Annotated in this window: 25 protein-coding genes; 16 read left to right on the top strand and 9 right to left on the bottom strand. The window is 61.0% G+C overall.

Features of this window, described 5'->3' with window-relative positions; translation table 11 throughout:
• Positions 1–48 precede the first annotated feature (48 nt).
• From N3J91_10490 to N3J91_10475, 4 genes are all read left to right on the top strand, one after another.
• Complete coding sequence (locus tag N3J91_10490; protein MCX8156857.1) at positions 49–558, top strand: zinc ribbon domain-containing protein; 510 nt, start codon at positions 49–51, stop codon at positions 556–558.
• Between the two features lie 9 nt (positions 559–567).
• On the top strand, positions 568–1,032 hold the full coding sequence (locus N3J91_10485; protein ID MCX8156856.1) for an NUDIX domain-containing protein: 465 nt from the start codon (positions 568–570) through the stop codon (positions 1,030–1,032).
• 18 nt (positions 1,033–1,050) lie between these two features.
• Positions 1,051–2,250: a hypothetical protein gene (locus tag N3J91_10480; protein MCX8156855.1), complete on the top strand. Its 1,200-nt coding sequence runs from the start codon at positions 1,051–1,053 to the stop codon at positions 2,248–2,250.
• A 137-nt stretch (positions 2,251–2,387) separates the two neighbouring features.
• Positions 2,388–2,621, top strand: coding sequence for a hypothetical protein (locus N3J91_10475; protein MCX8156854.1), 234 nt, complete (start codon positions 2,388–2,390; stop codon positions 2,619–2,621).
• A 241-nt stretch (positions 2,622–2,862) separates the two neighbouring features.
• On the opposite strand, the gene N3J91_10470 is transcribed toward N3J91_10475, so the two are convergent.
• A complete protein-coding gene (locus tag N3J91_10470) occupies positions 2,863–3,213 on the bottom strand; it encodes a prepilin-type N-terminal cleavage/methylation domain-containing protein (protein ID MCX8156853.1) in 351 nt (116 codons plus the stop codon).
• Between the two features lie 666 nt (positions 3,214–3,879).
• Between N3J91_10470 and N3J91_10465 the strand changes: the two genes are divergently transcribed.
• From N3J91_10465 to N3J91_10450, 4 genes are all read left to right on the top strand, one after another.
• Complete coding sequence (locus N3J91_10465) at positions 3,880–5,238, top strand: Gfo/Idh/MocA family oxidoreductase (protein ID MCX8156852.1); 1,359 nt, start codon at positions 3,880–3,882, stop codon at positions 5,236–5,238.
• Positions 5,239–5,497: 259 nt separating this feature from the next.
• Complete coding sequence (locus tag N3J91_10460) at positions 5,498–6,226, top strand: cytidylate kinase-like family protein (GenBank protein MCX8156851.1); 729 nt, start codon at positions 5,498–5,500, stop codon at positions 6,224–6,226.
• A gap of 115 nt (positions 6,227–6,341) precedes the next feature.
• Entirely contained in the window at positions 6,342–7,577 is a 1,236-nt protein-coding gene (locus N3J91_10455; GenBank protein ID MCX8156850.1) for a DUF5722 domain-containing protein, read from the top strand.
• Between the two features lie 60 nt (positions 7,578–7,637).
• Complete coding sequence (locus N3J91_10450; protein ID MCX8156849.1) at positions 7,638–8,531, top strand: ThuA domain-containing protein; 894 nt, start codon at positions 7,638–7,640, stop codon at positions 8,529–8,531.
• A 16-nt stretch (positions 8,532–8,547) separates the two neighbouring features.
• On the opposite strand, the gene N3J91_10445 is transcribed toward N3J91_10450, so the two are convergent.
• Both N3J91_10445 and rpmB read right to left on the bottom strand, forming a co-directional pair.
• A complete protein-coding gene (locus tag N3J91_10445; protein ID MCX8156848.1) occupies positions 8,548–9,681 on the bottom strand; it encodes an endonuclease/exonuclease/phosphatase family protein in 1,134 nt (377 codons plus the stop codon).
• 108 nt (positions 9,682–9,789) lie between these two features.
• The gene (rpmB, locus tag N3J91_10440; GenBank protein ID MCX8156847.1) at positions 9,790–10,056 is read right to left on the bottom strand and encodes a 50S ribosomal protein L28; all 267 of its coding nucleotides are present in this window, start codon (positions 10,054–10,056) and stop codon (positions 9,790–9,792) included.
• Positions 10,057–10,207: 151 nt separating this feature from the next.
• Here rpmB and N3J91_10435 point away from each other — a divergent pair, with 151 nt between their 5' ends.
• Complete coding sequence (locus N3J91_10435; protein MCX8156846.1) at positions 10,208–11,761, top strand: O-antigen ligase family protein; 1,554 nt, start codon at positions 10,208–10,210, stop codon at positions 11,759–11,761.
• A gap of 26 nt (positions 11,762–11,787) precedes the next feature.
• Here N3J91_10435 and N3J91_10430 read toward each other — a convergent pair whose 3' ends face one another.
• Together N3J91_10430 and N3J91_10425 are read right to left on the bottom strand one after the other, a co-directional pair.
• Positions 11,788–13,293: a family 10 glycosylhydrolase gene (locus N3J91_10430; protein MCX8156845.1), complete on the bottom strand. Its 1,506-nt coding sequence runs from the start codon at positions 13,291–13,293 to the stop codon at positions 11,788–11,790.
• 202 nt (positions 13,294–13,495) lie between these two features.
• Positions 13,496–14,824: a homoserine dehydrogenase gene (locus N3J91_10425; GenBank protein MCX8156844.1), complete on the bottom strand. Its 1,329-nt coding sequence runs from the start codon at positions 14,822–14,824 to the stop codon at positions 13,496–13,498.
• A gap of 63 nt (positions 14,825–14,887) precedes the next feature.
• Here N3J91_10425 and N3J91_10420 point away from each other — a divergent pair, with 63 nt between their 5' ends.
• The 5 genes from N3J91_10420 to alr are packed head-to-tail and all read left to right on the top strand — an operon-like array spanning position 14,888 to position 18,862.
• Positions 14,888–15,682: a CPBP family intramembrane metalloprotease gene (locus tag N3J91_10420; protein ID MCX8156843.1), complete on the top strand. Its 795-nt coding sequence runs from the start codon at positions 14,888–14,890 to the stop codon at positions 15,680–15,682.
• A complete protein-coding gene (locus N3J91_10415) occupies positions 15,679–16,611 on the top strand; it encodes a thiamine-phosphate kinase (GenBank protein MCX8156842.1) in 933 nt (310 codons plus the stop codon). Before N3J91_10420 ends, N3J91_10415 begins: the two co-directional genes overlap by 4 nt.
• Complete coding sequence (tsaE, locus tag N3J91_10410; GenBank protein ID MCX8156841.1) at positions 16,589–17,086, top strand: tRNA (adenosine(37)-N6)-threonylcarbamoyltransferase complex ATPase subunit type 1 TsaE; 498 nt, start codon at positions 16,589–16,591, stop codon at positions 17,084–17,086. The genes N3J91_10415 and tsaE overlap by 23 nt, the downstream gene beginning before the upstream one ends.
• Positions 17,076–17,723: a tRNA (adenosine(37)-N6)-threonylcarbamoyltransferase complex dimerization subunit type 1 TsaB gene (tsaB, locus tag N3J91_10405; GenBank protein ID MCX8156840.1), complete on the top strand. Its 648-nt coding sequence runs from the start codon at positions 17,076–17,078 to the stop codon at positions 17,721–17,723. The genes tsaE and tsaB overlap by 11 nt, the downstream gene beginning before the upstream one ends.
• Positions 17,720–18,862, top strand: a complete 1,143-nt coding sequence (gene alr / locus N3J91_10400) for an alanine racemase (GenBank protein MCX8156839.1) — start codon at positions 17,720–17,722, stop codon at positions 18,860–18,862. Before tsaB ends, alr begins: the two co-directional genes overlap by 4 nt.
• Positions 18,863–18,875: 13 nt before the next feature.
• Here alr and N3J91_10395 read toward each other — a convergent pair whose 3' ends face one another.
• Positions 18,876–20,108 (bottom strand): Gfo/Idh/MocA family oxidoreductase, encoded by a 1,233-nt coding sequence (locus N3J91_10395; protein ID MCX8156838.1) that lies wholly within the window; start codon positions 20,106–20,108, stop codon positions 18,876–18,878.
• Positions 20,109–20,213: 105 nt separating this feature from the next.
• On the opposite strand from N3J91_10395, the gene N3J91_10390 reads away from it, so the two are divergent.
• Both N3J91_10390 and N3J91_10385 read left to right on the top strand, forming a co-directional pair.
• Positions 20,214–21,386 (top strand): glycosyltransferase family 2 protein, encoded by a 1,173-nt coding sequence (locus N3J91_10390; GenBank protein ID MCX8156837.1) that lies wholly within the window; start codon positions 20,214–20,216, stop codon positions 21,384–21,386.
• Positions 21,383–22,000, top strand: coding sequence for a class I SAM-dependent methyltransferase (locus N3J91_10385; GenBank protein ID MCX8156836.1), 618 nt, complete (start codon positions 21,383–21,385; stop codon positions 21,998–22,000). The genes N3J91_10390 and N3J91_10385 overlap by 4 nt, the downstream gene beginning before the upstream one ends.
• A 50-nt stretch (positions 22,001–22,050) precedes the next feature.
• Here the strand turns inward: N3J91_10385 and katG are convergent, their stop codons facing one another.
• From katG to N3J91_10370, 3 genes are all read right to left on the bottom strand, one after another.
• A complete protein-coding gene (gene katG, locus N3J91_10380; GenBank protein MCX8156835.1) occupies positions 22,051–24,249 on the bottom strand; it encodes a catalase/peroxidase HPI in 2,199 nt (732 codons plus the stop codon).
• Between the two features lie 30 nt (positions 24,250–24,279).
• Positions 24,280–24,792, bottom strand: coding sequence for a transcriptional repressor (locus tag N3J91_10375; protein ID MCX8156834.1), 513 nt, complete (start codon positions 24,790–24,792; stop codon positions 24,280–24,282).
• A 187-nt stretch (positions 24,793–24,979) separates the two neighbouring features.
• Positions 24,980–25,837 (bottom strand): sugar phosphate isomerase/epimerase, encoded by an 858-nt coding sequence (locus tag N3J91_10370; protein MCX8156833.1) that lies wholly within the window; start codon positions 25,835–25,837, stop codon positions 24,980–24,982.
• Positions 25,838–26,094 lie beyond the last annotated feature (257 nt).

Below are 26,094 nucleotides of genomic sequence, written 5' to 3'. Positions count from 1 at the left end.
TGGCGTTATACTCCGGCGGTTTGAATAGGTGAAGGATGCAAATTGGTTATGCCGATATACGAATTTGCCTGTCCCAAGTGCCGGAAGATTTTCAGCTTCCTCTCCAAGCGGATCAATCCGGAGGGGCTGCCCACCTGTCCCAAGTGTGGCAACAAGCAGATGGAGCGCGTGATGAGCCGTTTTGCCACACCGCGCGGGCTGAAAGAGCCTGCCGCGACGCCGGAAGAGGATGGGCCGCCGATGCCTGATATTGATGAGGCGCGGATGGAAAAGGTCATGTCGGAGATTGAGCGGGACATGGATTATCTGGACGAAAACAACCCGCGCCACATGGCCCATGTGATGAGGAAGATGAAGGACGCCCTGCCGCCGGGGCTGATGCCCAAGGAGCTGGACGTGGCCATCAAGCGGCTCGAAAAAGGCGAAGACCCGGAAAAGATTGAGGAAGACATGGGCGATGTCCTCGACGCCGCGCTGGGGCCGGAGGATGAGGCGGGCATGGGGGGCATGGGCGGCGGGGGAGGTTACGCGCGGGATGGTGGGTTGTACGACTATTAACCACCCGCCATGGCCCACATTCACGAGCGCATAGATTTCACGGTGTCCATTTTCGTGGTGCATCGAGGGCAGGTGCTGTTGGTGCTGCATCGCAACCTGGGGCAGTGGCTGCCTCTGGGGGGGCACATTGAACTGGATGAAGACCCCGAACAGGCAGCGCTGCGTGAAGCCGAGGAGGAAAGCGGTTTGGAAATTGAACTTTTGGGCGAGCGCCCACCCACCACGGGGCCGGGCACGCGGGCCTTGATCGCCCCCCGATTTCTGGACATCCATCGCATCACGGAAACACATGAGCATATTGGCATGATCTATTGGGCACGCCCTAAAAACGGGAGGGGCGAAGTGCGCCTGGCCGCCGCCGAGCATCATGCCATCCGCTGGTGCAGCGTGGAAGATCTGGAATCCCTGACGCCGCCGTTGCGTCCCGCCATCAAGTGGTACTGCCAGAAAGCCCTGGCGGAAATTGACGGTTGAGACGCTGAGGTTTTTTTCATGCACCTACGCCAATATAAGACGACCTTTTTTGTCCTGGCCGGACTGAACTCCTTTGCCACGACGTTCTTTTTCAACTACCTGCTATTTCTGTTTCGCAACCAATTTCACTTTGGGCGAAAGGAGACGCTGGCGCTGGGGGCGGTGCACGGGCTGATGTATTTGTTCTTCTCCTGGCGGGGGGGCCGGCTGGCGCAGCGGCTGGGTTACCTGCCCACGTTGGGGCTGGGGCTGAGCATCATGCTGGCCAGCTTGGCCGTGGCGGGCTGGCAGCCCGGGTTTGGTTTCCAGGTGGGCGCCTTGATGACGTGGACGGCGGGTATGAGCCTGACCTGGCCCGCCCTAGAGGCGCTGGTTTGCGATGGCGAGGATGATCGGGGCCTGCCGCGGATGGTGGGCATCTATAATCTCACGTGGGCGGGCACCGCGGCACTGGGATATTTCACGGGTGGGGCAATTTTTGATCATGTGGGGCTGGCGGGCCTGTACGGCGTGCCCCTGGCCGTGCTGGCGTTGCAAATTGGCACGGTAGCCTGGCTGGCGCGGCAATCGCCCGCCCCGTCCGTGGTTGCGGGAGCGGAGAAGACGGCTGAATCCCTTCCTCCTGCCCATCAGCCGGAGGCTGCGGCCCTGGCGCAGCCAGTGCCGCCGGAGACTTTTCTCAAGATGGCGTGGCTGGCCAATCCCTTTGCCTACATGGCCATCAACACCATTGTGTTGATAATCCCGGATCTCGCCCGGCATTTTCAGTTAACCCCCACGCAATCGGGCATTTTTTGCTCGGTCTGGTTTTTCATGCGGCTGCTGGCCTTTGCGGTGCTGTGGAAGTGGAATGGCTGGCACTATCGTTTTCGCTGGCTGGCCGGTTCGTATGTGGCGTTGATCACCGGCTTCCTGCTCCTCCTGCTGGCGCCCCAACTCTGGCTGGTGGTTCTGGCCCAGATTCTTTTCGGCCTGGCCACGGGCCTGATTTATTACTCTTCCCTGTTTTACGCGATGGATGTAGGCGAAGCGAGCCAGGGTGAGCACGGAGGATTGCATGAGGCGGCCATCGGCCTGGGCATTTGTGTTGGGCCAGCCCTGGGAGCGCTTTCGTTGTACGCATTTCCCCAGTCACCGCACACTGGCACTTATGCCGTGGGCTTGTTGTTATTGGCGGGCCTTGGCGGGCTGCTTTGGCTGCGATGGCGCCGCGCCTGAAGTACAACTTTTTCGTTACCCTTTCCGGCCGGTGGTTTTTCCCACGGTATTTTTTTGACGAAGGCCTAAAAACGTGATGGGGGGTAATGAAAAGCCTTTAACCATGCACCTTATTGGTGCTTGTCTTCTATCTTTCCATGATCGGTTTGACCGCCGCCCCCTCTGGGCAACGGTTATGCCTTGCAGGCGAGGCCGGCCCTTGTGTCAACCGCCAAATCGGCGTGGCGATGGCCAACGCGCGGGTGGAAGCCGAAGGCGGGGCGGCGCCGCCCTTGTTGGTAATTCCAACGGTGGGCTTAAGGTACAAGCAAAGCTCGTTCTCCTTTGCCCTGCCCGAGACCGTCAATGGTAAAAGTTATGTACTGGGGTAATCGCCTTTGCTGCCGGTAGTCACATGGGCGCCAATTATGACCGTGCAAGACAATGGCCAGGCGGTCAGCTTCAGCCATTCGGCAAGACCTCGCCCGACAGGTTTTTATCGCCTACGCTGGGAATAAGCTGCGATGGCCACCTCCCGTGCCGCTGACGCCCCGAGGCAAACGGGGCAGGCGGAGGTGGCGACACACTCCCTCCCCACCTGGGCTGATTCCTGCCAGGCGCCGGCCTGGTTAATCACCATTCGAGGGTATGGCCCTCCACACTGCAAGTAACCGGCTGACCCAAGGCGTTGTATGTGTAGACGCCTCCTGCGGGACATGCCGGTTTAACCTTCAGATACAAGGTTGGGCCAATCAAGTCATCATCGGTGGGCACATCTGTTGGCGCCTTGCTTTTTTCCACACCCCAGACCTGCTTGGAAGCCTGGATTTGCCGCAGGTTATTAATACAGGCCCGGCTTTGAGCCAACTGGCGGCTCTTCAGGAAATTAGGCACCGCAATGGCCAAAAGCAGCCCGATGATGGCCACCACGATCATGATTTCCACCAGAGTGAACCCACTACGAGCTGGTGTTTTTCGCCTCATAACGATGTTTGGGTTGGGTGGCACCGACGCACTATATAGCGTTTGCGGTAAAAACCACAAGACTAATTTGCGTCGGCCACGTTAATTGGCTTAGGGCCGTATGCCCCTGTCGTTATGAGGATGCCAGGTCAGTGGAGCACCCCCCCGTTGTTTGGCCATGAAGGCAGCTCCGCCCCGTGGAAAACGGGCGGCAGCCACGGCATACACCGGCTGCTGACCCTCCACCCACGGCGAAACGGTGGCCATGGTTGTACCCCAACCCATGAAGAGGTCTGGGCAGGGTAATTCCAATCGTGAGAAAAGTGGTGGGTGGCCTTTGGGTATCAAGACGGACAGCAAAGCCAGCCACAGCCGGCCAACCGCCGCCAAAACACCCCGGGCCACGCACCCCCATCGCGTGCGCTCGGTCTTCATAACTACTTGCCTTTCTTTAACTTGCGGCGTGGACCTGGCGCAGGGCGGTTATTATGACTAATGAATACATGGCATGTCCACAAATTGCCCTGTGCCTACCGCATCGGATGAACTAAAGCAATTTTCAGGCCGTATTATTATTAAGAATAATTACCCAAGGCCGGCAGGATGAGGAGGTTGAAGCAGCAGAGGATAACCGTTGCAATTTAATGAGGCGACACCATAATGTTTCCCAAAGCACATCAACGAAATATGAGCACTCAGAAAACCGAGCAACCTGCTTCGCGCCGCCAATTTCTCAAGCGTTCGTCCCTTGCCCTGGCCGGAGCCGCCACAGTAACGCAAGTGCCCTTCGCCATTACCAGCCACGCCGCCCCGGATGACCCCATCCGCATTGGCGTTATCGGGTGCGGGGGCCGAGGCACCGGCGCTGTGTTAAACGTTTTGGGGGCGCAAACCAAGGTCATTTACCCCTCCAGCGGCTACCATACCGAGGATGTGGCCCAGACCGGCCCATTGCAACGCAAGGACGTGCAGGTCGTCGCACTGGCGGATGTTTTTGAGGATCGCTTGGAGCGCTGCCGGGAGAACCTTTCCAAACTTGAAGTCAACATTCCGCAGGAAAGGTGTTTCACGGGCTTTGACGGGTATAAAAAGTTGCTGGCCATTCCGGAGATCAATTATGTGATCCTGGCCACCCCCCCGCACTTCCGTCCCCAGCAGCTCATGGACGCCATTCGGGCAGGCAAACACGTGTTCATGGAAAAACCGGTGGCGGTGGACGGCCCGGGCGTGCGGATGGTCATCGAGGCGGGCGAGCTGGCCAAACAGAAGGGCTTGGGCATCGCGGCAGGCACCCAGCGGCGGCATCAGAAGAGCTATCGGGAAACCATCAAGCGCCTGCAGGACGGGGCAATTGGGGAAATCCTCTACGGCCGGGCCTATTGGTGCGGCGGGGAAATCTGGGTCATTGACCGCAAGCCCAACATGAGCGACATGGAATGGCAGCTTCGGAACTGGAATTACTTCACCTGGCTGTCCGGGGATCACATCGTGGAGCAACACGTGCACAACTTGGATATCATGAATTGGGTGCTCAACGCCCACCCGATTCGTGCCGTGGTGGGCTGCGGCGGTCGCCAGGTGCGCACCGATGCCAAATACGGCAACATTTATGATCATTTTGCCGTCGAGTTTGAATACGCCAACGGCGCGCGGGTGTTCAGTTTCAGCCGCCAGATTAACGGTTGCGATGGCAAAGTGGAGGAGGCCGTGGTGGGAACCAAGGGCTACAGCAACTGCCATAATTTCATCCGCTCCGAGGGCGACAACCTGTGGCGGTTTCGGGATGCCGATGTGAACCCTTACGAGGCGGAGCATCAAAACCTGATCGCCAGCATCCGCGCCGGCAACCCGATCAATGAAGCGCGCGCCGTGGCCGAGAGCACCCTCATGGCCATCATGGGTCGTGAGTGTGTGTACAGTGGCAAAGCCGTCACCTGGGAAGCCATGCTCAACTCCAAAGTGCGGTTGGGGCCGGAGAAATATGAGTTTGGGCCGCTGCCTGTTGCGCCGGTGGCCATGCCGGGCCGCACGGCCCCGGCCGTCTAAGCAACCGCTGCAAATTTCCTGGTGTTTGCACGGCATCTGGCCGGCCTGAACGATGCTTGAGCGGGCGGGCTAGTGCGGGGGTGTCATGCCCGGGCGATTTGACCCCATTATTACGTAAGCGTATAGTTTATATGAAACCTTGAAATGCTGCCGCTGGGCCGGGCATTGCCCGTGGCAGGCAGTTCAGGGCTGCGGTCGGCAAGCTGAAACTTGCGGTGCATGATGCCACAATGACAACCCCTCCATTCCCAGCACGCCTATGAGTGATACTGCCAACCTGGCCAAATGCCTCAGTTACATTGACGCGCAAGTCACCCCCCTGCCCGGGGCGGAGCCGGGCAAAATGATTCGGCGGCGTCTGGCATCCATTACGCTGTCCCGCCAGGCCGGCTCCGGGGGGCGTGCGGTGGCGGAGATGCTGGCCACATGGTTGCAACAACAGGAAAAAGAACCGGGACCGCCGTGGACGGTGTTTGACCGCAACCTGGTGGAGAAAGTGCTGGAGGACCATCACCTGCCGCAGCGGCTGGCGGAGTACATGCCGGAAGACCGGCGTCCCCTGTTGGATGACATCATGGAGGAGCTGCTGGGGTTGCATCCCCCATCCTGGACCCTTTTTCATCAAACGTGCCAGACCATTTTGCATCTGGCCACCTTGGGCCACGCCATCATTTTGGGACGCGGCGCCCATTTAATTGCCGCACGGCTGGACAATGTGGTGCATGTGCGGCTGGTAGGCTCGCTGGAACGGCGCATTGAGCGTGTCTGCGCCCAGCGGCGGGTCAGTCCCAAGGAGGCCCGGGAGCTTATTGAGCAGGAGGACCGCTCACGGGCGGCCTATGTGAAGAAACATTTTGGCAAGGACGTGGAGGACACGCAGCATTACCACCTGGTCATCAACACGGACCTGGTGGACTTGAAGGAGGCCGTGCAGTTGATTGGCTGGCTGGTGCGCCACCGGCAGGAGCCGCCTCCGCCGCCCATATAAGCCGGCCGGGTGAAGTTGGGGAAAAACGCGGCGCCTGAAAAAATGCGGGGCCGGCATCGTCCAATGAGCGATGCATGGCAAGGGACGATGGTTGTGGGCAGGTTTGCTGATGTGGATGGCTGCCGGCGGAAACGCGATGGAATTTCCGCAGGCTGCCTCCAAGAAGGGACTGCAGGTGCAAATGGTGGAGGACGCGCTGGCCTTGGGGGTCAAACACGCCGCCATTAACATCAACCTGACAGCGCTGGTGGATTTGCGGCGGCAGCCCGACAATCCCCAGTGGAATCATGGGGGACAAACGTATCACTTTCACAAAGGTTATTTGGAAAGCCTGGACCGGCAGATCAAGCCGCTCTCGGATCACGGGGTGGTGGTGTATCTGATCGTGTTGAGTTATGCCTCCGGCCGGCCGGAGGTGGACAAGCTGGCGCTGCATCCCAATTACGTCACCAATGCCCCCAATCGTCTTGGGGCTTTCAACACCGTCACTCCTGAAGGCCGGCAATGGTACTCGGCCTGTATGGAATATCTGGCCCACCGCTGGTCAGGCACAAATCAGGCCCATGGCCGGGTGGCTGGTTACATTATTGGCAATGAAGTGACCAGCCATTGGTGGTGGTGCAATATGGGGCGGGTTTCGCTGGAAAAGTTCACGGATTATTACGAGGACACCGTGCGCCTGTTTCACCAGGCCATTCGGCGTCAGGCCGGCTGGCCGCGGGTGTATTTGTCTCTCGATCATCACTGGAGCATCCGTTACAGCGCGGGTGACGAGCAACAAGCGTTTGGCGGGCGGCCCTTTTTGGAAGCGTTTGCCCGCCGCGCCCGCCAGCGCGGCGATTTTGACTGGCACGTGGCCTATCATCCTTACCCGGAAAACCTCTTTGAACCCCGGTTCTGGCTGGATAAAACTGCCCTGCCCCGTCCCGACACGCCCCGAATCACGTTCAAAAACCTGGATGTGTTGACGGATTTTCTGCAACAACCCGCCCTGTTGTATCGCGGCCAGAGGCGACGGGTGATCTTGAGCGAACAAGGTTTTCACACCCCCAAGGGCGAGGAAGGGGAACTGCTCCAGGCGGCGGCGTATTGTTATGCCTACAAAATCGTGGAGCAGTTGGAAGGTATTGATGCCTTCATTTTGCACCGGCATGTGGATCACGCCCATGAGGGCGGCCTGCTGCTGGGCTTGTGGAGCCATCGGCCGGGCAGCGTGGCGGATCCCTATGAGAAAAAGCGCATTTACGAGTGTTTCCGGCTGGCCGATACGCCCCAATGGCGGGAAGCCTTCGACTTTGCCCTGCCCTTGATTGGCTTGAAAAGTTGGGACGCTCTGCCCCGTCGGCCTTGAGCTGAGGCGAGGCCCGACAAAAGACTTTGCAAACCCACGCGAACCTCTAAATTAAAGCCTATGAAAATCACCAAAGCAATGACCCTGGCTCTCGCTGCCGCCGGCCTGCTCTGGGCCGCCTCCAGTGCGGGAGCCGAACGCAAAATTGTGCTTCTGGCAGGCACTCCCAGCCACGGGCCGGGCGAGCATGAGCATAATGCCGGCTGCCTGCTGCTGGGACGTCTGCTCAACCAGGTGGGCGGAGTCAAGGCCGTGGTGCACACCAACGGTTGGCCCAAGGATATGAGCATTTTTGAAGGCGCCGACGCCGTGTTCATCTACTGCGACGGAGGCGGCGGGCACATGGCGGTGCGGGATCGCCAGCGCCTGACTTTTCTGGGCGAGCTGATGAAGCGCGGTGTGGGCTTCGGCTGCTGCCATTATGCCGTTGAGGTGCCGAAGGATAATGGCGGGCCGGAATTTTTGAACTGGATGGGCGGCTATTTTGAAACGCATTGGTCTGTCAATCCGCACTGGGACGCCGATTTCAAGGTCATTCCCAAGCATCCGATAACCGACGGCGTACGGCCCTTCAAGATACGTGACGAGTGGTACTTTCACATGCGCTTTCAGGAAGGCATGAAGGGCGTGACCCCCATTCTCAGCGCGGTGCCGCCGCCATCCACCATGAACCGGCCTGACGGGCCGCACAGTGGCAATCCGGCCGTGCGCGAAGCGGTGGCCAAAGGGGAGCCGCAGCATGTCATGTGGGCCTATGAGCGGCCTGATGGAGGGCGCGGTTTTGGCTTCACCGGCGGTCATTTTCACAACAACTGGGGCCACGATGATTTCCGCAAAGTGGTCTTGAACGCATTGCTGTGGATTGCCAAGGCCCCCATTCCGCCCGGGGGGGTGCAGAGTGTGGTCACCGCCGAGGATCTCAAAGAAAATTTGGATCCCAAAGGCCGCAAATGAGCGGCCTTCGGCCGCACTAATGGGCCCATTCCAGTTGGGCCGCCACCGCGCGATGCTGGCTGCGGCGGCCGCGTTCCGTGACGCATTGCACGGGCCGGAAGTCCCCACCGCAAAAGATGTAGTCCAGCCGCAGCCACGGGCCAAAGCCGGTCAGGGGATTGGAGCTGTAGCCGGGAAAAGTGAGGCCGTACCCCCGCCCCGCTTCGGCGAAGGCATCGGTGTATCGGGCACGAAATTGCCGGTGCAACCAGCCGCGGCTGGGCATGTTAAAATCACCGGCCAAAACGAAGGGGCGCTTCTCCTTTTCCAGGTGGACCATGAGCCGCTGGGCCATGTCCAGGCGCTGGCGCCAGGCTTTGGCGACGTCTTCCTGGAATTGGACGCTGCGGCCTTCGCCGGCAGTTTCCCCGGCCAGGGCCACCAGCAATCCCAGGCCCCGCAGGCGATATAACTCGCGCCGTGGGCTGGGGAGGTGGACGTTGTACACCACGACCGTCCGCGAATGCACGTTAAGCTCAAACCAGGCGCCGATGGGCCAGCCAAAGGGATCGTACACCGGGACGGGCCCCGCGTTAAGAATGGGGTGCCGGCTTAGCAACACAAATTCGCCGTAGGCGCGCCCCTGGTAATTGGTGTAGGCCCGAGTAAGCCGACCCGCCTGGCCAACGGCTTCCTGCAGGGCAATGACATCCGGCTGCTCCTGCTGCAGGAAAGCGGTAAAACTCTGGCGGTTGTTCTGGCCGTAATTATTGGTCATCACCCGCAAAACGGGATTGGAAGCTGGTTGGGGGGAGTGCCAGTGAAAGTCAAAAAATCCAAAAGCCACCCACAAGACCGCCGGCAAATGCAACCACAGCCAGGGGCGGGCGGCCAGCCAGGTCAAGGGCGTCAATAGGAGCAGCGGCAACAGCCAGGCCTGGGGGGGCACAAAGAGGCAGAAAGCGGTGAGGTAATGGCGCTCGCCCACCCATCCTGTCAGCGCCCAGAGGCTCAAAAGACTGGCCAGGTAAAGAACGTTTGCACCAACCAACAGCCAGTGGAATCCCCGCTTCATGCGCTGCCAGCCACTGGCAGGCTCACGGCGGCGCTGCCAAGCCGCGATGAACGCCACCATCCCGCGCTCGAACAGGGTGGGTTTGGAATGTTCCATGCTGCGCCCGGGTATTGTGCCCGGGGCCGCCCCATAAACGCAACGGCAGAAATGAAAGCACGGCGTCCCTCCCGGAACGCCGTGCTTGCTCAAATTGCGGGGAGGCCTTTAGGCCTTGGCCGGTTCGGCCTTCTTCCAGTTGCGTTTGGGGGGTTTGGTGATCAAACCCTTCTTGATGGCGCTGGTGGCCACTTTGACGTAGCGGACTTCGCCATCAATGACCGCCTTCACCCGTTGCAAATTGGGCAGGAAACGGCGTTTGGTAATGGCGGTAACGTGGGTGCCGATACCGCCCTTTTTCTTGGCTTTACCACTGCGCCAGATGATGCTGCCCTTGGCAGCACGCTTGCCGGTCAATTCACAAACTCGCGACATATCAAATCCTGTTTTTAACAAAGAGACGGGAAATTAACAACGCCCTGCCAACATGCAAGCCCATTTTTGCAATTTTTTTTGGTGGGCAGCCGAGCCAGGGTCCACTTCTGCATTGCGGGTTGGGCAGTCTAGGCGCATAGTGGGTGGCTGCATGACGTCCGCGTCGTTGCCACAAATGATCATGTTCTACGGCCTGAGCCTGCTCATGGCCGTGGTGCTGGGTTTTGTGCTGGCGACGCCGTCCGAGTTTTTGACTTTTTTGGTGGTGGCGGCCGTCTTGATGATGCTGTTCACGCCGCTGCTGCTGCGCTGGCATCATGCCTTGTTGATTTTCAGCATCAAGGCCACTCTGATGATCTTTTTTCTGCCGGGCCAGCCTTATTTGTGGATGTTGATGGCGGTGTTGAGCTTTGGTTTTGCCGTGCTGCGGCGGGCCCTGGAAAAGGAGAGCACGTACCTGCACGTGCCGCCGGTGGCTTATGCCCTGATCGCGTTGACGCTGGTTGTCTTGATCACCGCCAAACTCACCGGCGGCATCGGTTTCCGGGTGCTGGGCAGCGGGGTTTATGGCGGCAAACGGTATTACACCACGCTGGCGGCAGTGCTGGTTTATTTTGCACTGGTCAGCCAGCGCATTCCGGCATCGCGGGCCGGCTTCTTCGTGGGCATTTTCTTTCTTTCCGAGCTGACGGCGCTGTTCAGCAATGTGGCCTACCTGTTGGGCCCCAAGTACTGGTTTTTGTATGCCATCTTTCCGCCGGACCTGGCCATGCACCAGGCCGCTTCGGATTATATTTTGACGGAGACACATTTCGTGCGCGTCACCGGCCTGAGCTGGGCGGGCCATGCCGTGTTTTGTTACATGCTGGCCCGTTATGGAGCCAAAGAGGTTTTCGGCCATCCTTGGCGACTGCTCTTTATTCTGGTGGTCATGGGGCTGACGCTCCTGGGCGGGTTTCGGACCTACGTCATTCTGTTTGGTCTGATTCTGTTGATTCAGTTCAAACTGGAGCGGCTTTATCGCTCCAAAATCTTCCTGATTTTCGTGGTGGTGACGGCGTTGACCGCGATGGTGGTGTTGCCGAATGTGCAGCGGCTGCCACTGGCTGTGCAGCGCAGTTTGAGCATCATTCCCGGGCTGAAGGTGGCGCCGGCGGCCGCGTTCAACGCCCAGACCTCATCGGAGTGGCGGCTTTCGATGTGGAAGCTGTTGCTGGCCGAGCTGCCCAACCATCTGCTGCTAGGCAAAGGTTATGCAGTGGACCCCACCGAGATGTATTTGATGGAACAATCAGTCCTGCGGGGGCTGGCGCCCACCTACGAGTTTGCCCTTATTGCCGGGGATTACCACAACGGTCCGCTTTCCGTCATTGTCCCTTTCGGCATCTGGGGAGCAGCCGCCTTTCTGTGGTTTTGCATTGCCGGCCTGTGGGTGTTGTACAAGAATTGGAAAAACGGCCCTGCCGAGCTGAAATTGATCAACACCTTTTTCCTGGCCTATTTTACCGCCCGGGTCATTTTCTTCATGGTATTCTTTGGGACGCTCAATGGCGATCTGGTGGTGTTTACGGCCATACTCGGGCTGAACATCAGCCTCAATGGCGGCGTCTGCCGGGAGCCAGTGAAACAAATGGCCTCGGTGGAAACCACCCCCTTGGAAGAACAAACCCCGCCGGCGGCGTTGCCCGCCCCCGCGAACCCCTAAACCCGCTCACATCACCGGCGGATGGATTAGGGCGTGCGTCCAGCCGAAGAGTCCCTCTCGAGCACTGCGGGCAAGCTCAAGCGTCCTGTGCCATCCATTCCGCGTACGGCGATTACCTCCGGCAACGGGTTGCCACTCCATTCCAACGTGCGTTTGCCGCCCGGCCACATTTGCACATCCCAGGTGCCTTGCCGCCGTGTTTGCACCACCCACCAACGTGGGGTGGCGGCCCCCTTGGGCAAATCCAGGGAAATCATCACCGAATTAAGGGTGGGATTGCCGCCTGCATAAAGACGCGGACGAGCGGGAGTTTTGGCCTCCAACCAAGAGCAGGCGGGCGGCAGGGCGCGGCCGGTGTAGGCGCGCTGACTCAAAACCTCTGCTGCGCCCCCCTGCCCCGCCAGCAGCGGGGTGGCACTCCAGAGCAGATGCCCGCCGTTAGGCGACTGGCGCGCGGCCTGCACCTGGCGCAACAATTCCTCCGCTGGCCAGCCTTTGCCCACGCGATACACGTTGAGGCCCGGCCATAGGTGGCGGTGCTTGACGTTCTGCTGCCGCCACCATTGCAGCAGGACGGAAAAACTCTGCCCGTCCGCGTCGTGGCTCCAATAAAGCTGGGGCGCGAAATAATCCACCCATCCCTCGCGCAGCCACAGGCGGGAATCAGCATACAACTGCTCATACGCATCCAGGCCGGTAATGGCCGGGGGCACGCGGTTGCGCCAGATGCCGAAAGGACTGATGCCCACCTTGACCCACGGTTTGGCGGCTTTGACGCGCAGATACAAGGTTTCCACAAACTGATTGATGTTTTGGCGGCGCCAGTCGTCGCGGTTTAATTTGCCCCCGCCCCGCTGATAGCGTTCCCAACTTTTATTATCAGGAAAGTCCAGGAGCCTGCCGGAAGCCTCTTTTTCCTTATAAGGATAGAAGTAATCGTCCATGTGCAGGCCATCAATGTCGTAACGCTGGACGATATCCAGCAACACCCGCAAGGAATGTTCGCGGGCCGCCGGCTCCCCCGGGTCCAGCCAAAGCTGCCGGCCGTATGATCGCACCAGTTCGGGGCGCGCCTGGCTGATGTGTTGCGGGGAAACAGGAGAGTTGCCGGAAGCATGGCGTGCCCGGAAGGGATTGACCCAAGCGTGCAGTTCGAGTCCCCGCGCATGGGCCTCGCTCACTGCGAAAGCCAGAGGATCATACTCCGGTGCGGGAGGCTGCCCCATGCGGCCGGTCAGGTATTCGCTCCACGGCTCAAGTTTGGAGGCGTACAAGGCGTCGCAGGCCGGGCGCACCTGCAAGATGACCGCGTTGAGGCGCAGTTGCACCGCCCGATCCAGCAACGCCCGCAACTCGGCCTGCTGCTGGGCCGCAGGCAGCCCCGGTTTGGAGGGCCAATCAATATTGGACACGGAAGCCACCCACAAACCCCGAAATTCCCGAGGCGGATTGGGCGGCTTTAGGTTGGATGTGACGAAGCCGGCAGGAGCGGCCGAGGGCACGATGGGAATCAACGCCACGAGCGCGGCCAAGAGGGGGGCGAGCTTGGGAAATCCACGCGTTCCCCCCCCAGTTTTCGGTGTCTTGGCGGCCTGCCCGGCTTCGGCCAGCCACAGGGAAACGATTCCGCCGGGGGGACAGGTCTGCGGTGATGAACGTCCCCTCCCCCACAGCCAGGACTGCAGGCAGCGGGTGAATGAGTCGGGGGACAAGGGCACCATCAACGGGGCGGGGTCAATCAAACGTTTCCACGCGGAACATGACCGGCGGGGCTTTGACCACTTTGAGCCGCGCGATCTGGGCCAGCGCCTTGGTCATGGCGGCGTTGGGCGCATCGTGGATCATAAGAATCAGAGGGACGCTCTGGCCCTCGCGAGCCTCGGGCTGGATGACCGACATGATGCCGATGTTGGCCTGGCCCAGGATGCTCGAAATACGCGCCAGCACACCGGGGCGGTCCACCACGCTCAACCGCAGGTAATAACGGCTGATGGTTTGCTCCATGGGCACCACCGCGCTGCCGTTGGCATGGGGCACGAAAGGCGGGATGCGATGGCGCGTGCCGTGTTTGATTTCGAGGGCGGCATCCGCAATGTCGCTCAAGACCGCGCTGGCGGTGGCATCCTTGCCAGCGCCGCGCCCATAAAACAAGGTATCGCCCACCACATCCCCGCGCACGAAAACCGCGTTGAAGACATCATTAACGCTGGCCAGCACGTGGCGATTCGGCACCAAGGTGGGATGCACCGCAACCTGGATTCGCGCCCCGCCTTCGCCGGCCTTGCCCCGGCCCGGCACGGCTTTGATGATGCCCAGCAGCTTGATGGTGTAGCCCAACTGCGCGGCAAAACGAATGTCGGCCTGGGTCACCTGACGGATGCCCTCCACGTGGATGGTGTCGGGCCGCACCCAAAACCCGTGTGCCAGTGAGGCAAGGATGCCGATCTTGTGACGGGCATCATGCCCATCAATATCCAGGGAAGGGTCCGCCTCGGCATACCCCAGCCGCTGGGCTTCCTGGAGCACCTGCGCAAACTCGGCGCCCTCATGCTGCATGCGGGTGAGGATGTAATTGCAGGTGCCATTGACGATGCCGTAGAGATGGGTGATGCGGTTGCCCACGAATCCCTCACGCAGGGCCTTGATGATGGGGATGCCGCCGCACACGCTGGCCTCGTAGTAAAGGTTGGCCCCGTATTTCTGGGCCGCGGCAAACAGCTCCTCGCCGTGGGCGCTGAGCAGGGCTTTGTTGGCCGTGATGACCGGCTTGCCCAGGCTCAAGGCAGTCAGCACCATGGTTTTGGCAATGGTGGTGCCGCCCACCAGCTCGATGACGATGTTCACCCGCGGGTCTTTGACGACTTGCATCCAATCGGTGGTCAGCAGCGAACGCGGAATGGGATAGGGCCGCGGCTCGTCAAACTCCTTGACCGCCACCCCCACCCAGTTGAGCCGGATGCCCAGGCGGGATTCCATCAACGCCCGGTTGCGGGACAAGGCATGGTACACGCCGCTGCCCACCGTCCCACCCCCAATCATGCCCAGATTCACCTGTTGCGTCATAGTTACGGGCGCAAAGCTTGCCGCTCCCGGCCACGTCCGACAAGCCCGAACATTGTTAAAAACTTGTTTGGCGCACTGGCGCTGGTGCGCTATGAAGGCGGCGTGCTGAGTGAGCGACGCTGGCAGCCGGAGACCGTCCCCTACCTGGTGGTGGGGATGTTTTTCAGCCTTTGCCTGGGCTACGTGGTGGTGGCGGTAATCAACTCATGGTTTCAGGAAAGCACGCAAAATTTTCAGCGGCTCCTCACCCTGGCCGGAAACCTTGTCTTCGTGCATGGAGCTTTGTTGGCGATGTTGACGGTATTTTTACGGGTCAACCGGATGACCTGGAGCGAGGCCTTCGGGTGGCGTCACGGCCCGGCCTTGCGGGTGGTGGGATTGAGTTGCCTCACCACCCTGCTGGTGCTGCCGGCCACCTGGATGCTCAGCAAATTTTCAGGGCTTTGGATTGAACGACTGGGAGGCCGGCCCGAGTCACAACTGGCCGTCCAATACATCCAACAACAGCCGCCGGGGCTTGAACTGGCCAGCCTGGCCGTCATGACCATCCTGGTGGCTCCCGTGGTTGAGGAAGCCCTGTTTCGCGGCATCCTCTATCCCACGGTGAAGCAGGCGGGGTATCCACGGGCCGCCTTGTTCGGCACTTCCTTGCTGTTTGCCTTGTATCACAGCAACTTGATGACCATGGCGCCGCTGTTTGTGCTGGCGCTGGCCCTGGTGGCGGTGTACGAAGCCACGGACAATCTCTGGGCGCCCATTCTGGTGCATGCCCTGTTTAATGCGGCCAATTTTCTGGTGCTGGCATGCCAGTGGAATCTGGACCCGTATTTTGAATGGCTGCGGATTCTGGTGCCATGAATGAATTTGAACTCATTGCCTGCCTGACTCGTGGCCTGCCTGTGCCGGCCGGCGTCATCACCGGGGTGGGCGATGATTGCGCCGTGCTTGATTTAGGGGTGCCGGGCCAGTATTTCCTGTTGAAGACCGATGCCGTGGTCGAGCACGTGCATTTCACGCCGGAGACGCCCTCGGAGAAAGTGGGCCACAAGGCCCTCGCCCGTTGTTTAAGTGACATCGCCGCCATGGCCGGCACACCGCTGCACGCGCTGATTACTTTGGGGTTGCCTCCCCAGCACGAGGTAAGTCGCATCGAGGCCATGTATCAAGGATTGCGCGCCTGCGCGGAAAGGCACCAGGTGGCGATTGTGGGCGGCGAGACCACCACCAGCACTTCGGGCATCTGGATTTCAGTGGCCCTGCTGGGGCGGGTGGAATCCAGTCGCGTAGTGCACCGGCGGGGCGCACAGGTGGGCGACGCCCTCTTTGTGACCGGCGAGCTGGGCGGCTCGCTGTCCGGCAAACACCTGGATTTTGAGCCACGGCTCAAGGAGGCCCGCTGGCTGGCGGAGCATTTTTCCCCGCGTGCCATGATTGACTTGAGTGACGGGCTGGCGGGCGATTTGCGTCATTTACTCCAGGCCGGCAACCTGGGGGCGGAGCTGTTGGCCGAGGCCATTCCCATCAGCCGCGCCGCCCGGCTGCGCTTTCGTGAGCAACCGGGAGCCAAACCTCCCCTGGAGGCGGCGTTATCCGATGGCGAGGATTTCGAGCTGCTTTTTGCCGTGCCTCCGCAGAAAGCCGTGGCCCTGGTGGACGCCTGGAAGGCGGCCTTCCCGCAACTCAAGCTCACCTGCATTGGCAAGATCACGGCCGAGCCGGGCATCCGCATCCGGCGCCGCAAGAGTGTGCAACCCCTGGAACTGCATGGTTACGAACATTTCGCATAGTCCCGCGGAAACGGAGGCCCTGGGAGAAGCCTGGGCCAGGGAGCTGGGGCCCGGCTGGGTTCTCGGTCTGACCGGAGACCTGGGTGCCGGCAAAACCCAGCTTGTGCGCGGTCTGGCCCAGGGCCTTGGTTGTCCTGACCGGGTGCACTCGCCCAGTTTTGCGCTGATGGTGGAATACCACGGGGGACGGTATCCGCTTTTCCACCTGGATCTGTATCGCCTGAATGATCCCCCGGAAATCGTGGCGGCAGGCTTGGAGGAATACCTCCTCGCGCCCCAGGGCATCGTGGTGGTGGAATGGATTGAACGCTGGCTGCCGGAGGTTATATGCTCTTGGCAGCAGGGAGTTTCCTCCGGCAGCGGCTCCCTCGTGCCGGCTGAAGTAGCTGGATTGCCACGTCCCTGCCGGCTGGCATGGCTGCAATTCCAGAGCGAAAAGGAGCGGCGGATTATTCATGAAGATTTTGGCGCTTGAACTGTCGGCAGGGGTCCGCTCCGTGGCGGCATGGGACTCAGCCGGCGGCCCGCCGGTGGAAGTCACAGAAGCCCATGCGCGGCATACGCGCCTGTTTGCCCTGATTCAGGCAGCCCTGGAACAAGCCGGTTGGGAGCGCGCAGCGGTGGAGGGGCTGGCGATTGGTCTGGGACCGGGCAGTTATACCGGCATTCGCATGGCGATTGCGGCCGCCCAGGGATGGCAGGCGGTGCGCCCCGTCAGGCTTTGGGGAATCAGCAGTTTTCACGTCATGGCGGAGGGACTTTGGCGCAGTGGACAGCGTGGCGAGGTGTTTCTGGCGGTGGACGCCCAACGCGGCGAGGCCTGTTGGGCGGGTTATCGGCTGGCGGAGACGGGTTGGCAGGAAATTCATCCGCCCCAGTTGCTCCCACAGAATGCGGTGCGCGGACAGTTGGCCGCCGGGGCCAAGGTATGGGGGCCGGACATTACCGGCTGGTGTCCCGGCGCCATGGAATGGCATCCCCGGGCGAAGGAGCTGGCGCGACTGGCCGCCTCGGCGGAGGCGGTCACGGAGGCTGGCGTCCTGACCCCCATTTATTTGCGCGAGGCGCGCTTTGCCAAAGCCCCGCCGCCGCGCGTGCTCAAAGATTTATGAATGCGCCCTACCGTTGCTGGGCGGAAGTGGATTTCGATGCCCTGCGCTCGAATCTGGCGTGGCTGCGGCATCGCGTCGGCCCGCACACCCGCATCCTCACCGTGGTAAAAGCCGATGCCTACGGGCACGGGCTGAAACAAATAGCCGCCCTGCTCATGCAAAGCGGCACCGACATTTTTGGGGTGGCCAATCTGACCGAGGCCCGCAGTGTGCGGCTGGTCGGCCGGGGCTGGCCCGTGCTGATGCTGGGTGCCTGTCTGCCCGAGGAAATTCCCATCGCCGTGCGGGATGGCATCATGCCCACCCTTTCCACGCTGGCCGAAGCCCGCGCGTTTTCCCGCGAGGCCCGGCGGCAGAACAAGACCGTGGAAGTGCATCTCAAAGTGGACACCGGCATGGGGCGGCTGGGGGCACGCCCGGAGGAAGCAGCGCAATTGGCGCGCAGCATCGCCCGGCTGCCCGGTGTGCGCCTGGCAGGGCTGATGACTCATTTCAGCTCCGCCGAGGACGATGCCGAGTTCACGCGGCAGCAGCGGGAGCGTTTCAGCATGGTTCTCCGGGCCATTGAGGCCGGCGGAGTGGTGGTGCCGTATGTCCACGCCTGCAATAGCGGGGGGGTCTTGTGGGAACCGGAGGCGCACTTCAACCTGGTTCGTCCCGGTCTGTTGGTCTATGGCATCATTCCCCCCGGCAAACGCAGGCCCGCCTCCGTCCTGGCCAGACACCTGAAGCCCGCGCTGCAATGGAAGAGCCGGGTCACGCTGGTGCGGGAAGTGCCCCAAGGCACACCGTTGAGCTACGGGCACACCTATATCACGCCCCGGCCGATGCGGGTGGCGGTGGTGGGCTGCGGTTATGGCGATGGCTACATGCGGGCCGCCAGTCAGCGGGCGGCGATGTTGATTAGAGGGCGTCTGTGTCCCGTGCTCGGCCGAGTGACCATGGATCAAACGCTGGTGGATGTCACCCCCCTGCCCCAGGTGAAAGCCGGCGAAGAAGTGGTGCTGCTGGGCCGCCAGGGCAACAAGGAAATCACCGCCGCCCAACTGGCCGGATGGTTTGGCACCATCCCGTGGGAAGTGCTCACCAACATCAGTTACCGCGTGCCGCGGGTGTACCGCGGGGAGCAGGCCGCCTGAGGCGGGGTCACGCTCAAGCCTTCAGGCCCTTGGTATCAAACGTCCACTTCTCGCGGGCTTTCATCATCTGCGCCCAGGTGACTTCAGTGTTCTTATAGGCCGCCGTGCGGCCCAGAATGGTCACCAGATTGCTGCGCACACTGGGGGCCACAGTGGGGTTGGAAAAGTCGCCTTGGACGATGCAGTCGTAAAAGGTCTTCACGTTGTTTTGCACGCCCAGCTCATAAATGGTGTTGGTGGTGCCGCCATTGTAGGCATCGTCGCAGTGCAATCGCACGGGGCCGCCGTAATGCGTGTCCAGCGTGCCCTCCGTGCCGTAGATGCGGCATTGGATGTCATCCCACCCCTTGCCCACCTGTTTGGAGCTGAAGCTGAGGATGATCCCCTGCGGATAGTAGAAGATGCAGGCGAAATGATCCCAACAATCCCCCAGGAAAGGCCGCGCCTTGCCGCCGGTACCGTAGGCCTTGATGGGTTCCGCGTTGAGAACCCATGAGGCCACATCCAGGGCGTGGATGTTCTGTTCGGTGATGACGTCGCCCGACAGCACCCGGTCAATGGCCCAGGCGCGCAGCCGCTCCTCCGGATTCTTCGGGTCCTTGCGAAAGCGCGCATCCATGCTGGCAAACATCAAGCTGCACTGATAATTGGCCTCGCCGCAGACAATCCGGCCGATTTTGCCCTCATGCACCAGCTTGATGGCCTGCTGGTAGGAAGGATGGGCGCGGGTCTGGAAGTCCACCAGAAAAGCCAGCTTCTTCTGGGTGGCCTTCTGGCCGCTGGCGGCAATGGAAAGACAGCCGGGCACGTCCACGGCCAGCGGCTTGGCCAGGTACACATGCTTGCCGGCCTCCACCGCATCGGCGGCCTGTTCGGGATGGAAATAAGGCGGGGATTGGATGATGACGGCGTCCACCCCGTTTTCCAACAGTTTGCGGTAGCCGTAGAGACCGCTGAACCGCATGTTTTCCGGCACTTGATACTTGTCGCCCGCGGCCTTGGCGCGGTCCTCAAAATAATCAAAGACAGCGGCGATCTCATAGCCGCCGTGATCCTTGAAATATTTCAAAATCCATTGGCCCCGCCCGCCGGCGCCAATCAACCCCACCTTGATTTTGGGGCCGGCTTCAGCGGCGGAAACCCACCGGGGCGCCACCAGGCTGAAGGTCACGGTGGCAGCGCCCACACCGGACAAAAAACGACGACGCGTCAAAGTAATGGAAGCTTCAGGTAATGGTTTTTGCATGGCGCTATTTGACACGGTCACCCCAACCGCGCAAGCCTTAAACACGGCCTTGACGGCACATTTCCTGTTTGCCTACCCGCCCGCAGGTGACCCATATTTCTGGCCGTGCCGAATGCAACCGAAAACCATGCTCAGCCCGAAGTCAGCCTCATCATGCCCTGCTTGAATGAGGCCAAAACACTGGGGCATTGCATCCGCAAAGCGCAGGCGGCGCTCGCGCGACACGGCCTGGCGGGGGAAATCATCGTGGGCGACAACGGCAGCACCGACGGTTCCCAGGATATTGCCCGCAATTTGGGTGCGCGGGTGGTGGACGTGCCCACGCGGGGCTATGGGGCGGCGTTGATGGGGGCCATGGCGGCAGCCCGGGGACGTTATGTGATCATGGCGGATTCCGACGACAGCTATGACTGGTCCGCCATCTGGCCGTTTGTCGAGAAACTGCGCGAAGGCTACGATCTGGTCATGGGCAACCGCTTCAGCGGCGGCATTCAGCCCGGCGCCATGCCCTGGCTCAATCGTTATTTGGGCAACCCCGTGCTCACGGGGCTGGGCCGGTTGTTTTTCAAGGCGCCCGCGCGTGATTTTCATTGCGGCATGCGCGGCTTCACCAGGGAGGCGGCCGAGCGCATGGCCCTGCGCACCACGGGCATGGAGTTTGCCAGTGAAATGGTGGTCAAGGCCGCCCTGCTGGGGCTTAAAATCACCGAGGTGCCCGTCACACTGTCGCCGGATGGCCGCGGCCGCCCGCCGCACCTGCGTCGCTGGCGGGATGGCTGGCGCCACTTGCGCTTCATGCTGCTCTACAGTCCGCGCTGGCTGTTTCTCATTCCCGGTGCTCTGTTGATGTTGTTGGGCGTGCTGCTCATGGCCTGGCTGCTGCCCGGCCCGCGCACGGTGGGCAGTGTGACCTTTGATGTGCATACGCTGCTGTATGCGGCGATGATGGTGCTCATGGGGTATCAAGCGGTGCTGTTTGCCGTATTCACCAAGGTTTTTGCCATCAGCGAGGGCTTGCTGCCGCCCGACGCCCGACTGGAAAAGCTCTACCGCATCATCACGTTGGAGGTGGGGCTGACCGCCGGTCTGGTGCTGACCCTGCTCGGGCTGGGAGGCTCCGCCTATGCCGTCTGGAGCTGGGGCCAGACGCACTTTGGGCCGCTGCAGCCCACCGAGACTTTGCGCACCATCATCCCGGCGCTGCTGGCCCTGGTGCTGGGCATCCAAACCATATTTTCCAGCTTTTTCCTGAGCGTGCTGGGCCTTAAACGCCGATGAGCTGTCTGGACACATTGCACGGGCGCCTGGTTTTTGCACGTCGGGTGCGCGTGCTCGCCGGGCATCTGGCCGCGCTGTTGCCCCACGGGGCGACGGTGTTGGACATTGGCTGTGGCGACGGCCGGGTGGCCCGCGCCATTTTAGACCAACGCCCCGACGTACGGATTGAGGGGTTGGATGTGCTGATCCGTCCGCAAACCTACATTTCCGTAAAGGCCTTCGACGGCCGACGCATCCCCTGCGCCGACGGCCAGTATGACGTGGCCCTGTTTGTGGACGTGCTCCATCATACGGAAGACCCGATGATTTTATTGCGTGAGGCCGTGCGTGTGGCACGCCGGGGTCTTCTCATTAAAGACCACTGCCTGGAAGGCTGGCTGGCGGGACCCACCTTGCGCTTCATGGACTGGGTGGGCAACGCCCGTCATGGCGTGGCCCTGCCCTATCATTATTGGCCCTGGGGCCGCTGGCAGGCCGCCTGGGCTGAACTCCGCCTACGCCCGGTCACCTGCCTGCGCCAATTGCACCTTTATCCCCCACCCGCCACGTGGTTTTTTGACCGCTCCCTCCATTTTATGGCGTGGCTGGAAAAGGAAAACGGCGGGCGGGTTTAACCTTGCCGGTCAACTCCGCCCGCCGCCTGCAATCTACGGCCTGGCGCCGCTTATTGGAGCAGGTCGAAACGATCCAGATTCATGACCTTGTTCCAGGCGGCGATGAAATCTCGCACAAACTTCTCCTGGGAATCGGCGCACCCATAAACTTCAGCGATGGCCCGCAGTTGGGAATTGGAACCGAAGACCAGATCCACGCGCGTGGCGGTCCACTTTAGCTCGCCCGTCTTGCGATCGCGGCCCTCAAACAACTCCGCCTCGGGCGAGGTGGGTTTCCATTCCGTCCGCATGTCGAGCAGGTTGACGAAGAAGTCGTTGGTCAGCGTGCCCGGGCGGGAGGTGAAAACGCCGTGGCGGGTGCCACCGTAATTGGCATTTAAGGCCCGCATCCCGCCCACCAGCACGGTCATTTCGGGTGCCGTGAGGGTCAGCAATTGCGCCTTGTCCACCAAAAGCGCCTCGGCCGGGACGGCGTATTTGGCCTTCAGGTAATTCCGGAAGCCATCGGCCAGCGGCTCCAGCACGGCAAAGGAGGCGGCGTCGGTCTGCTCTGCCAGGGCATCCATGCGTCCCGGGGCAAAGGGCACCGTAACTGTATGGCCGGCCTTTTTCGCTGCCTCCTCGATGGCGGCGCAGCCGCCCAGCACAATCAAGTCGGCCAGCGATACGCGCTTGCCGCCCTGCGCCGTGCGGTTGAACTCCTCCTGAATGCGCTGCAAGGCGGCCAGGACTTTGGCCAGTTGTTGCGGCTGGTTGACCTCCCAATCCTTCTGCGGCGCCAGCCGGATGCGCGCACCATTGGCGCCGCCGCGCTTGTCGGAGCCGCGGAAGGTGGAGGCGGAGGACCAGGCGGTGTACACGAGCTCGGAGATGGCAAGGCCGGAGGCCAGGATTTTGGCCTTGAGCGCGGCAATGTCCTGGGCGTCCACCAGCGGATGATTTACCGGCGGGATGGGATCCTGCCAGATCAACTCCTCCTTGGGCACCTCCGGGCCGAGGTAGCGCGCACGCGGGCCCATGTCGCGATGCGTCAGCTTGAACCACGCCCGCGCAAAGGCCTCGGCGAACTGGTCCGGGTTTTCCATGAAGCGGCGGGAAATCTTTTCGTACACAGGATCATAACGCAGGGCCAGATCCGTGGTAAGCATGGCCGGCGCATGCCGTTTGTTGGGATCATGCGCATCGGGCACGGTGCCCTCCCCCGCTCCACCCTTGGGCCGCCACTGCCAGGCACCGGCCGGGCTTTTGGTCAGCTCCCATTCGTAGTTAAACAGATTCCAAAAGAAGTTGGTGCTCCACTTTGTGGGCGTGGTGGTCCAGGTCACCTCCAAACCGCTGGTGATGGTGTCAGGCCCCTTGCCGGTGCCAAAGGTGCTCTTCCATCCCAACCCCTGTTCCTCCAGCGGCGCCGCCTCCGGCTCCGGCCCGACGTGCGAGGCCGGCCCGGCCCCGTGGGTCTTGCCAAAAGTATGTCCGCCCGCGATCAACGCCACGGTCTCCTCGTCATTCATCGCCATGCGGGCGAAGGTTTCGCGAATGTCCCGGGCCGCCGCCACGGGATCCGGGTTGCCATTGGGCCCTTCCGGGTTGACATAAATCAATCCCATCTGCACGGCGGCCAGAGGATTTTCCAACTGTCGGTCGCCGGAATAACGCTCGTCACCGAGCCAGGTTTTTTCAGATCCCCAATAGACATCCTGATCCGGCTCCCAGACATCTTCGCGTCCGCCAGCAAAGCCGAAGGTTTTGAATCCCATCGTTTCGAGCGCCACATTGCCGGCCAGAATCATCAAATCAGCCCAGGAAATTTTACGCCCGTATTTTTGCTTGATGGGCCACAGCAGGCGGCGCGCCTTGTCGAGATTCACGTTGTCCGGCCAGCTATTGAGCGGCGCAAAGCGCTGCTGGCCCCGCCCCGCCCCGCCGCGGCCATCGCCAATGCGATAGGTGCCGGCGCTGTGCCAGGCCATGCGAATAAACAACGGGCCATAGTGGCCAAAGTCCGCCGGCCACCAGTCCTGGGAATCGGTCATCAAGGCTGCCAGGTCCTTCTTCAACGCCCAATAATCCAGGCTCTGGAATTCCTTGGCGTAGTTGAAGTCCTTGTCCATTGGATTGGACTTGCTCGAGTGCTGGTGCAGCAATTCCAACCGCAACTGATGCGGCCACCAGTCGCGATTGGTGGTGCCGGCGCCGGCATAGGATTTCATGGTTTTGCCCGAGAAGGGGCACTGGCTCTGATTACTCATGGCTGGGTTTCCTTTCTTGGTTCTTTGGGTTCAGGTTGTTGATCCAGCATTTCGCGGCGGCGCCGCGGAAGCGTTGATTCTGGGCCGTCGCTGAAGGGCTCGGGCCTTTTGCTGGCAGCGGGCACAACGGCCGCGAAACTGGACCTGGTAATCTTCGATGACAAAATCGCCGGCGGGAATGCGCGGCCGGGGCATGCGATCGAGCCGCGGATCCTCCACGTCCATGATGGCCCCGCAATCCAGACACACCAGGTGATGGTGAGGATGGGTCTTGGAATCGAAACGGGCCGCCGAACCGGGATGGCAGGTTTTATCCACCACGCCCAGTGCCACAAAGGTGTTGAGGATGCGATGCACGGTCATGCGCGAGATGTGGGGCAGCTTTTGGAGCACCACCTGATAAACCTGCTCCGCGGTGGGATGATCCTGTCGCTCCAGCATGGCCTCGAAAACCGCCCGCCGTTGGGTGGTCACCGGGAGACCGGCCTGGCGCAAGAGGGCCAGAAAGCGCGCATGCGCCTGCTCTTTACTCGCTATTTGCATCACACAGCGATGGTAAAGTGTATCAAATGATAATGATTAGCAAATAAGAATTTGTCCCAAAATGATGGCTTGTGCCGCTTCCCTGACCCGGCGGCGCTTCCATGATAAATTGCCCGGGATTGTAAAAAAGACAAACGGCATGCCGCATTTTTCGGCATGCCGTTGTCCGAAGTTATTTGCGGGACAATCAGCCCACCATGGCCTTCAGCGCCTTGAAGGAAATCTCCGTGGCTTCCATGGGGGATTTGCCGTCCGGATAGGCTTCCTGCTCGAGGGTGATCCACTCTGATCCGCCAAATTCGATGCAGGCCGCAATCACGGCTTTCCAATCCACCGAGTCCTGCCCGATGAATGCCTTTTTGCCCGGCTCGTTGCCCACCACGGTGGGTTTGAAGTGCGTGGATTTCATCCGGCCCGGATATTTTTTCATCATCTCCACCGGATCGAGCTTGGCCGCCGCGGTCCAGCCGCAGTCCTGCTGCAAGACCACGTCCTTGCTCGTGTTGGCGGCAAAGAAGTCCCAGAAGGTGGTGTCACCGAATTTTTTGAATTCCGCCGTGTGATTGTGGTAGCCGCAATACATGTTCAAGGGTTTCAACTTCTCGGCGGTTTGATTGAACAAATCGGCCAGCGGCTTGCACTTTTCGGGGTTGGTAAAGTCACCATCGCCCGGCACAATGAGGAACTTGCAGCCGATGATCTGGTGGAACTCGATGGTCTTCTGGAGGTTGTCGCCGCGGAAACTGCCCGTGCCGATGTGGGTGGCGGCCACCTTCAAGCCCAGATCATCCAGCCGCTTGCGCAGCTCCTTGGGTTTGCCGCCGTAGGTGTGATAGCCGGCAAACTCCACCCCATCGAAGCCCATTTTGGCGACGCGCTCCAAGGCGGCGTCGAAATCCTTGCCGCAGTCCTGCCGCACCGAATAAAGCTGCAACGCAATGGGAAGCTTCTTCCGGGCCGCCCCCCAAACCTGCGGGGCCACGCTCAGGGCCGCCGCGGCCAGGGCGGTGGTTTGCACAAATTGCCGACGATTCGTTTTCATCATAAGTGTGGTTTAGTTTTTGTGGTATTACCAATAAGCGGTTGCCGCCCGTCTGTCCAGCCCGAAAGGGAAGGACAGCACGCGCTCATGGCCAGTGGGCGACACCGCCGCCGGCTTAGGGATTGGGCAGGGTGACACCCAGGCGGTAGAAGCGCTGCGGGGATTGCACCGGTTGCAGCAGTTCCACCCACCGGTTGCTCCCCGCCGCCGGAATGGTCTCCAGCCGCAGCCAGTTCGTCCCCCCCACCGCCCCAAGGTAC

The sequence above is a fragment of the Verrucomicrobiia bacterium genome (assembly GCA_026414565.1).
GTDB lineage: Bacteria > Verrucomicrobiota > Verrucomicrobiia > Limisphaerales > Fontisphaeraceae > Fontisphaera.
This window is presented reverse-complemented; position numbering and strand designations above follow the sequence as displayed.

Bases quoted from the DNA above. Each gene is read 5' to 3' on its own strand.
- N3J91_10475 (MCX8156854.1), top strand. From the start codon at position 2,388: ATGATCGGTTTGACCGCCGCCCCCTCTGGGCAACGGTTATGCCTTGCA.
- N3J91_10445 (MCX8156848.1), bottom strand. From the start codon at position 9,681: ATGGAACATTCCAAACCCACCCTGTTCGAGCGCGGGATGGTGGCGTTC.
- N3J91_10450 (MCX8156849.1), top strand. From the start codon at position 7,638: ATGAAAATCACCAAAGCAATGACCCTGGCTCTCGCTGCCGCCGGCCTG.
- rpmB (MCX8156847.1), bottom strand. From the start codon at position 10,056: ATGTCGCGAGTTTGTGAATTGACCGGCAAGCGTGCTGCCAAGGGCAGC.
- N3J91_10425 (MCX8156844.1), bottom strand. From the start codon at position 14,824: ATGACGCAACAGGTGAATCTGGGCATGATTGGGGGTGGGACGGTGGGC.
- N3J91_10470 (MCX8156853.1), bottom strand. From the start codon at position 3,213: ATGAGGCGAAAAACACCAGCTCGTAGTGGGTTCACTCTGGTGGAAATC.
- N3J91_10490 (MCX8156857.1), top strand. From the start codon at position 49: ATGCCGATATACGAATTTGCCTGTCCCAAGTGCCGGAAGATTTTCAGC.
- N3J91_10485 (MCX8156856.1), top strand. From the start codon at position 568: ATGGCCCACATTCACGAGCGCATAGATTTCACGGTGTCCATTTTCGTG.
- tsaE (MCX8156841.1), top strand. From the start codon at position 16,589: ATGGTTACGAACATTTCGCATAGTCCCGCGGAAACGGAGGCCCTGGGA.
- N3J91_10465 (MCX8156852.1), top strand. From the start codon at position 3,880: ATGAGCACTCAGAAAACCGAGCAACCTGCTTCGCGCCGCCAATTTCTC.
- N3J91_10370 (MCX8156833.1), bottom strand. From the start codon at position 25,837: ATGATGAAAACGAATCGTCGGCAATTTGTGCAAACCACCGCCCTGGCC.
- N3J91_10385 (MCX8156836.1), top strand. From the start codon at position 21,383: ATGAGCTGTCTGGACACATTGCACGGGCGCCTGGTTTTTGCACGTCGG.
- N3J91_10455 (MCX8156850.1), top strand. From the start codon at position 6,342: ATGGCTGCCGGCGGAAACGCGATGGAATTTCCGCAGGCTGCCTCCAAG.
- N3J91_10435 (MCX8156846.1), top strand. From the start codon at position 10,208: ATGACGTCCGCGTCGTTGCCACAAATGATCATGTTCTACGGCCTGAGC.
- N3J91_10415 (MCX8156842.1), top strand. From the start codon at position 15,679: ATGAATGAATTTGAACTCATTGCCTGCCTGACTCGTGGCCTGCCTGTG.
- alr (MCX8156839.1), top strand. From the start codon at position 17,720: ATGAATGCGCCCTACCGTTGCTGGGCGGAAGTGGATTTCGATGCCCTG.
- N3J91_10395 (MCX8156838.1), bottom strand. From the start codon at position 20,108: ATGCAAAAACCATTACCTGAAGCTTCCATTACTTTGACGCGTCGTCGT.
- N3J91_10375 (MCX8156834.1), bottom strand. From the start codon at position 24,792: ATGCAAATAGCGAGTAAAGAGCAGGCGCATGCGCGCTTTCTGGCCCTC.
- N3J91_10480 (MCX8156855.1), top strand. From the start codon at position 1,051: ATGCACCTACGCCAATATAAGACGACCTTTTTTGTCCTGGCCGGACTG.
- katG (MCX8156835.1), bottom strand. From the start codon at position 24,249: ATGAGTAATCAGAGCCAGTGCCCCTTCTCGGGCAAAACCATGAAATCC.
- N3J91_10460 (MCX8156851.1), top strand. From the start codon at position 5,498: ATGAGTGATACTGCCAACCTGGCCAAATGCCTCAGTTACATTGACGCG.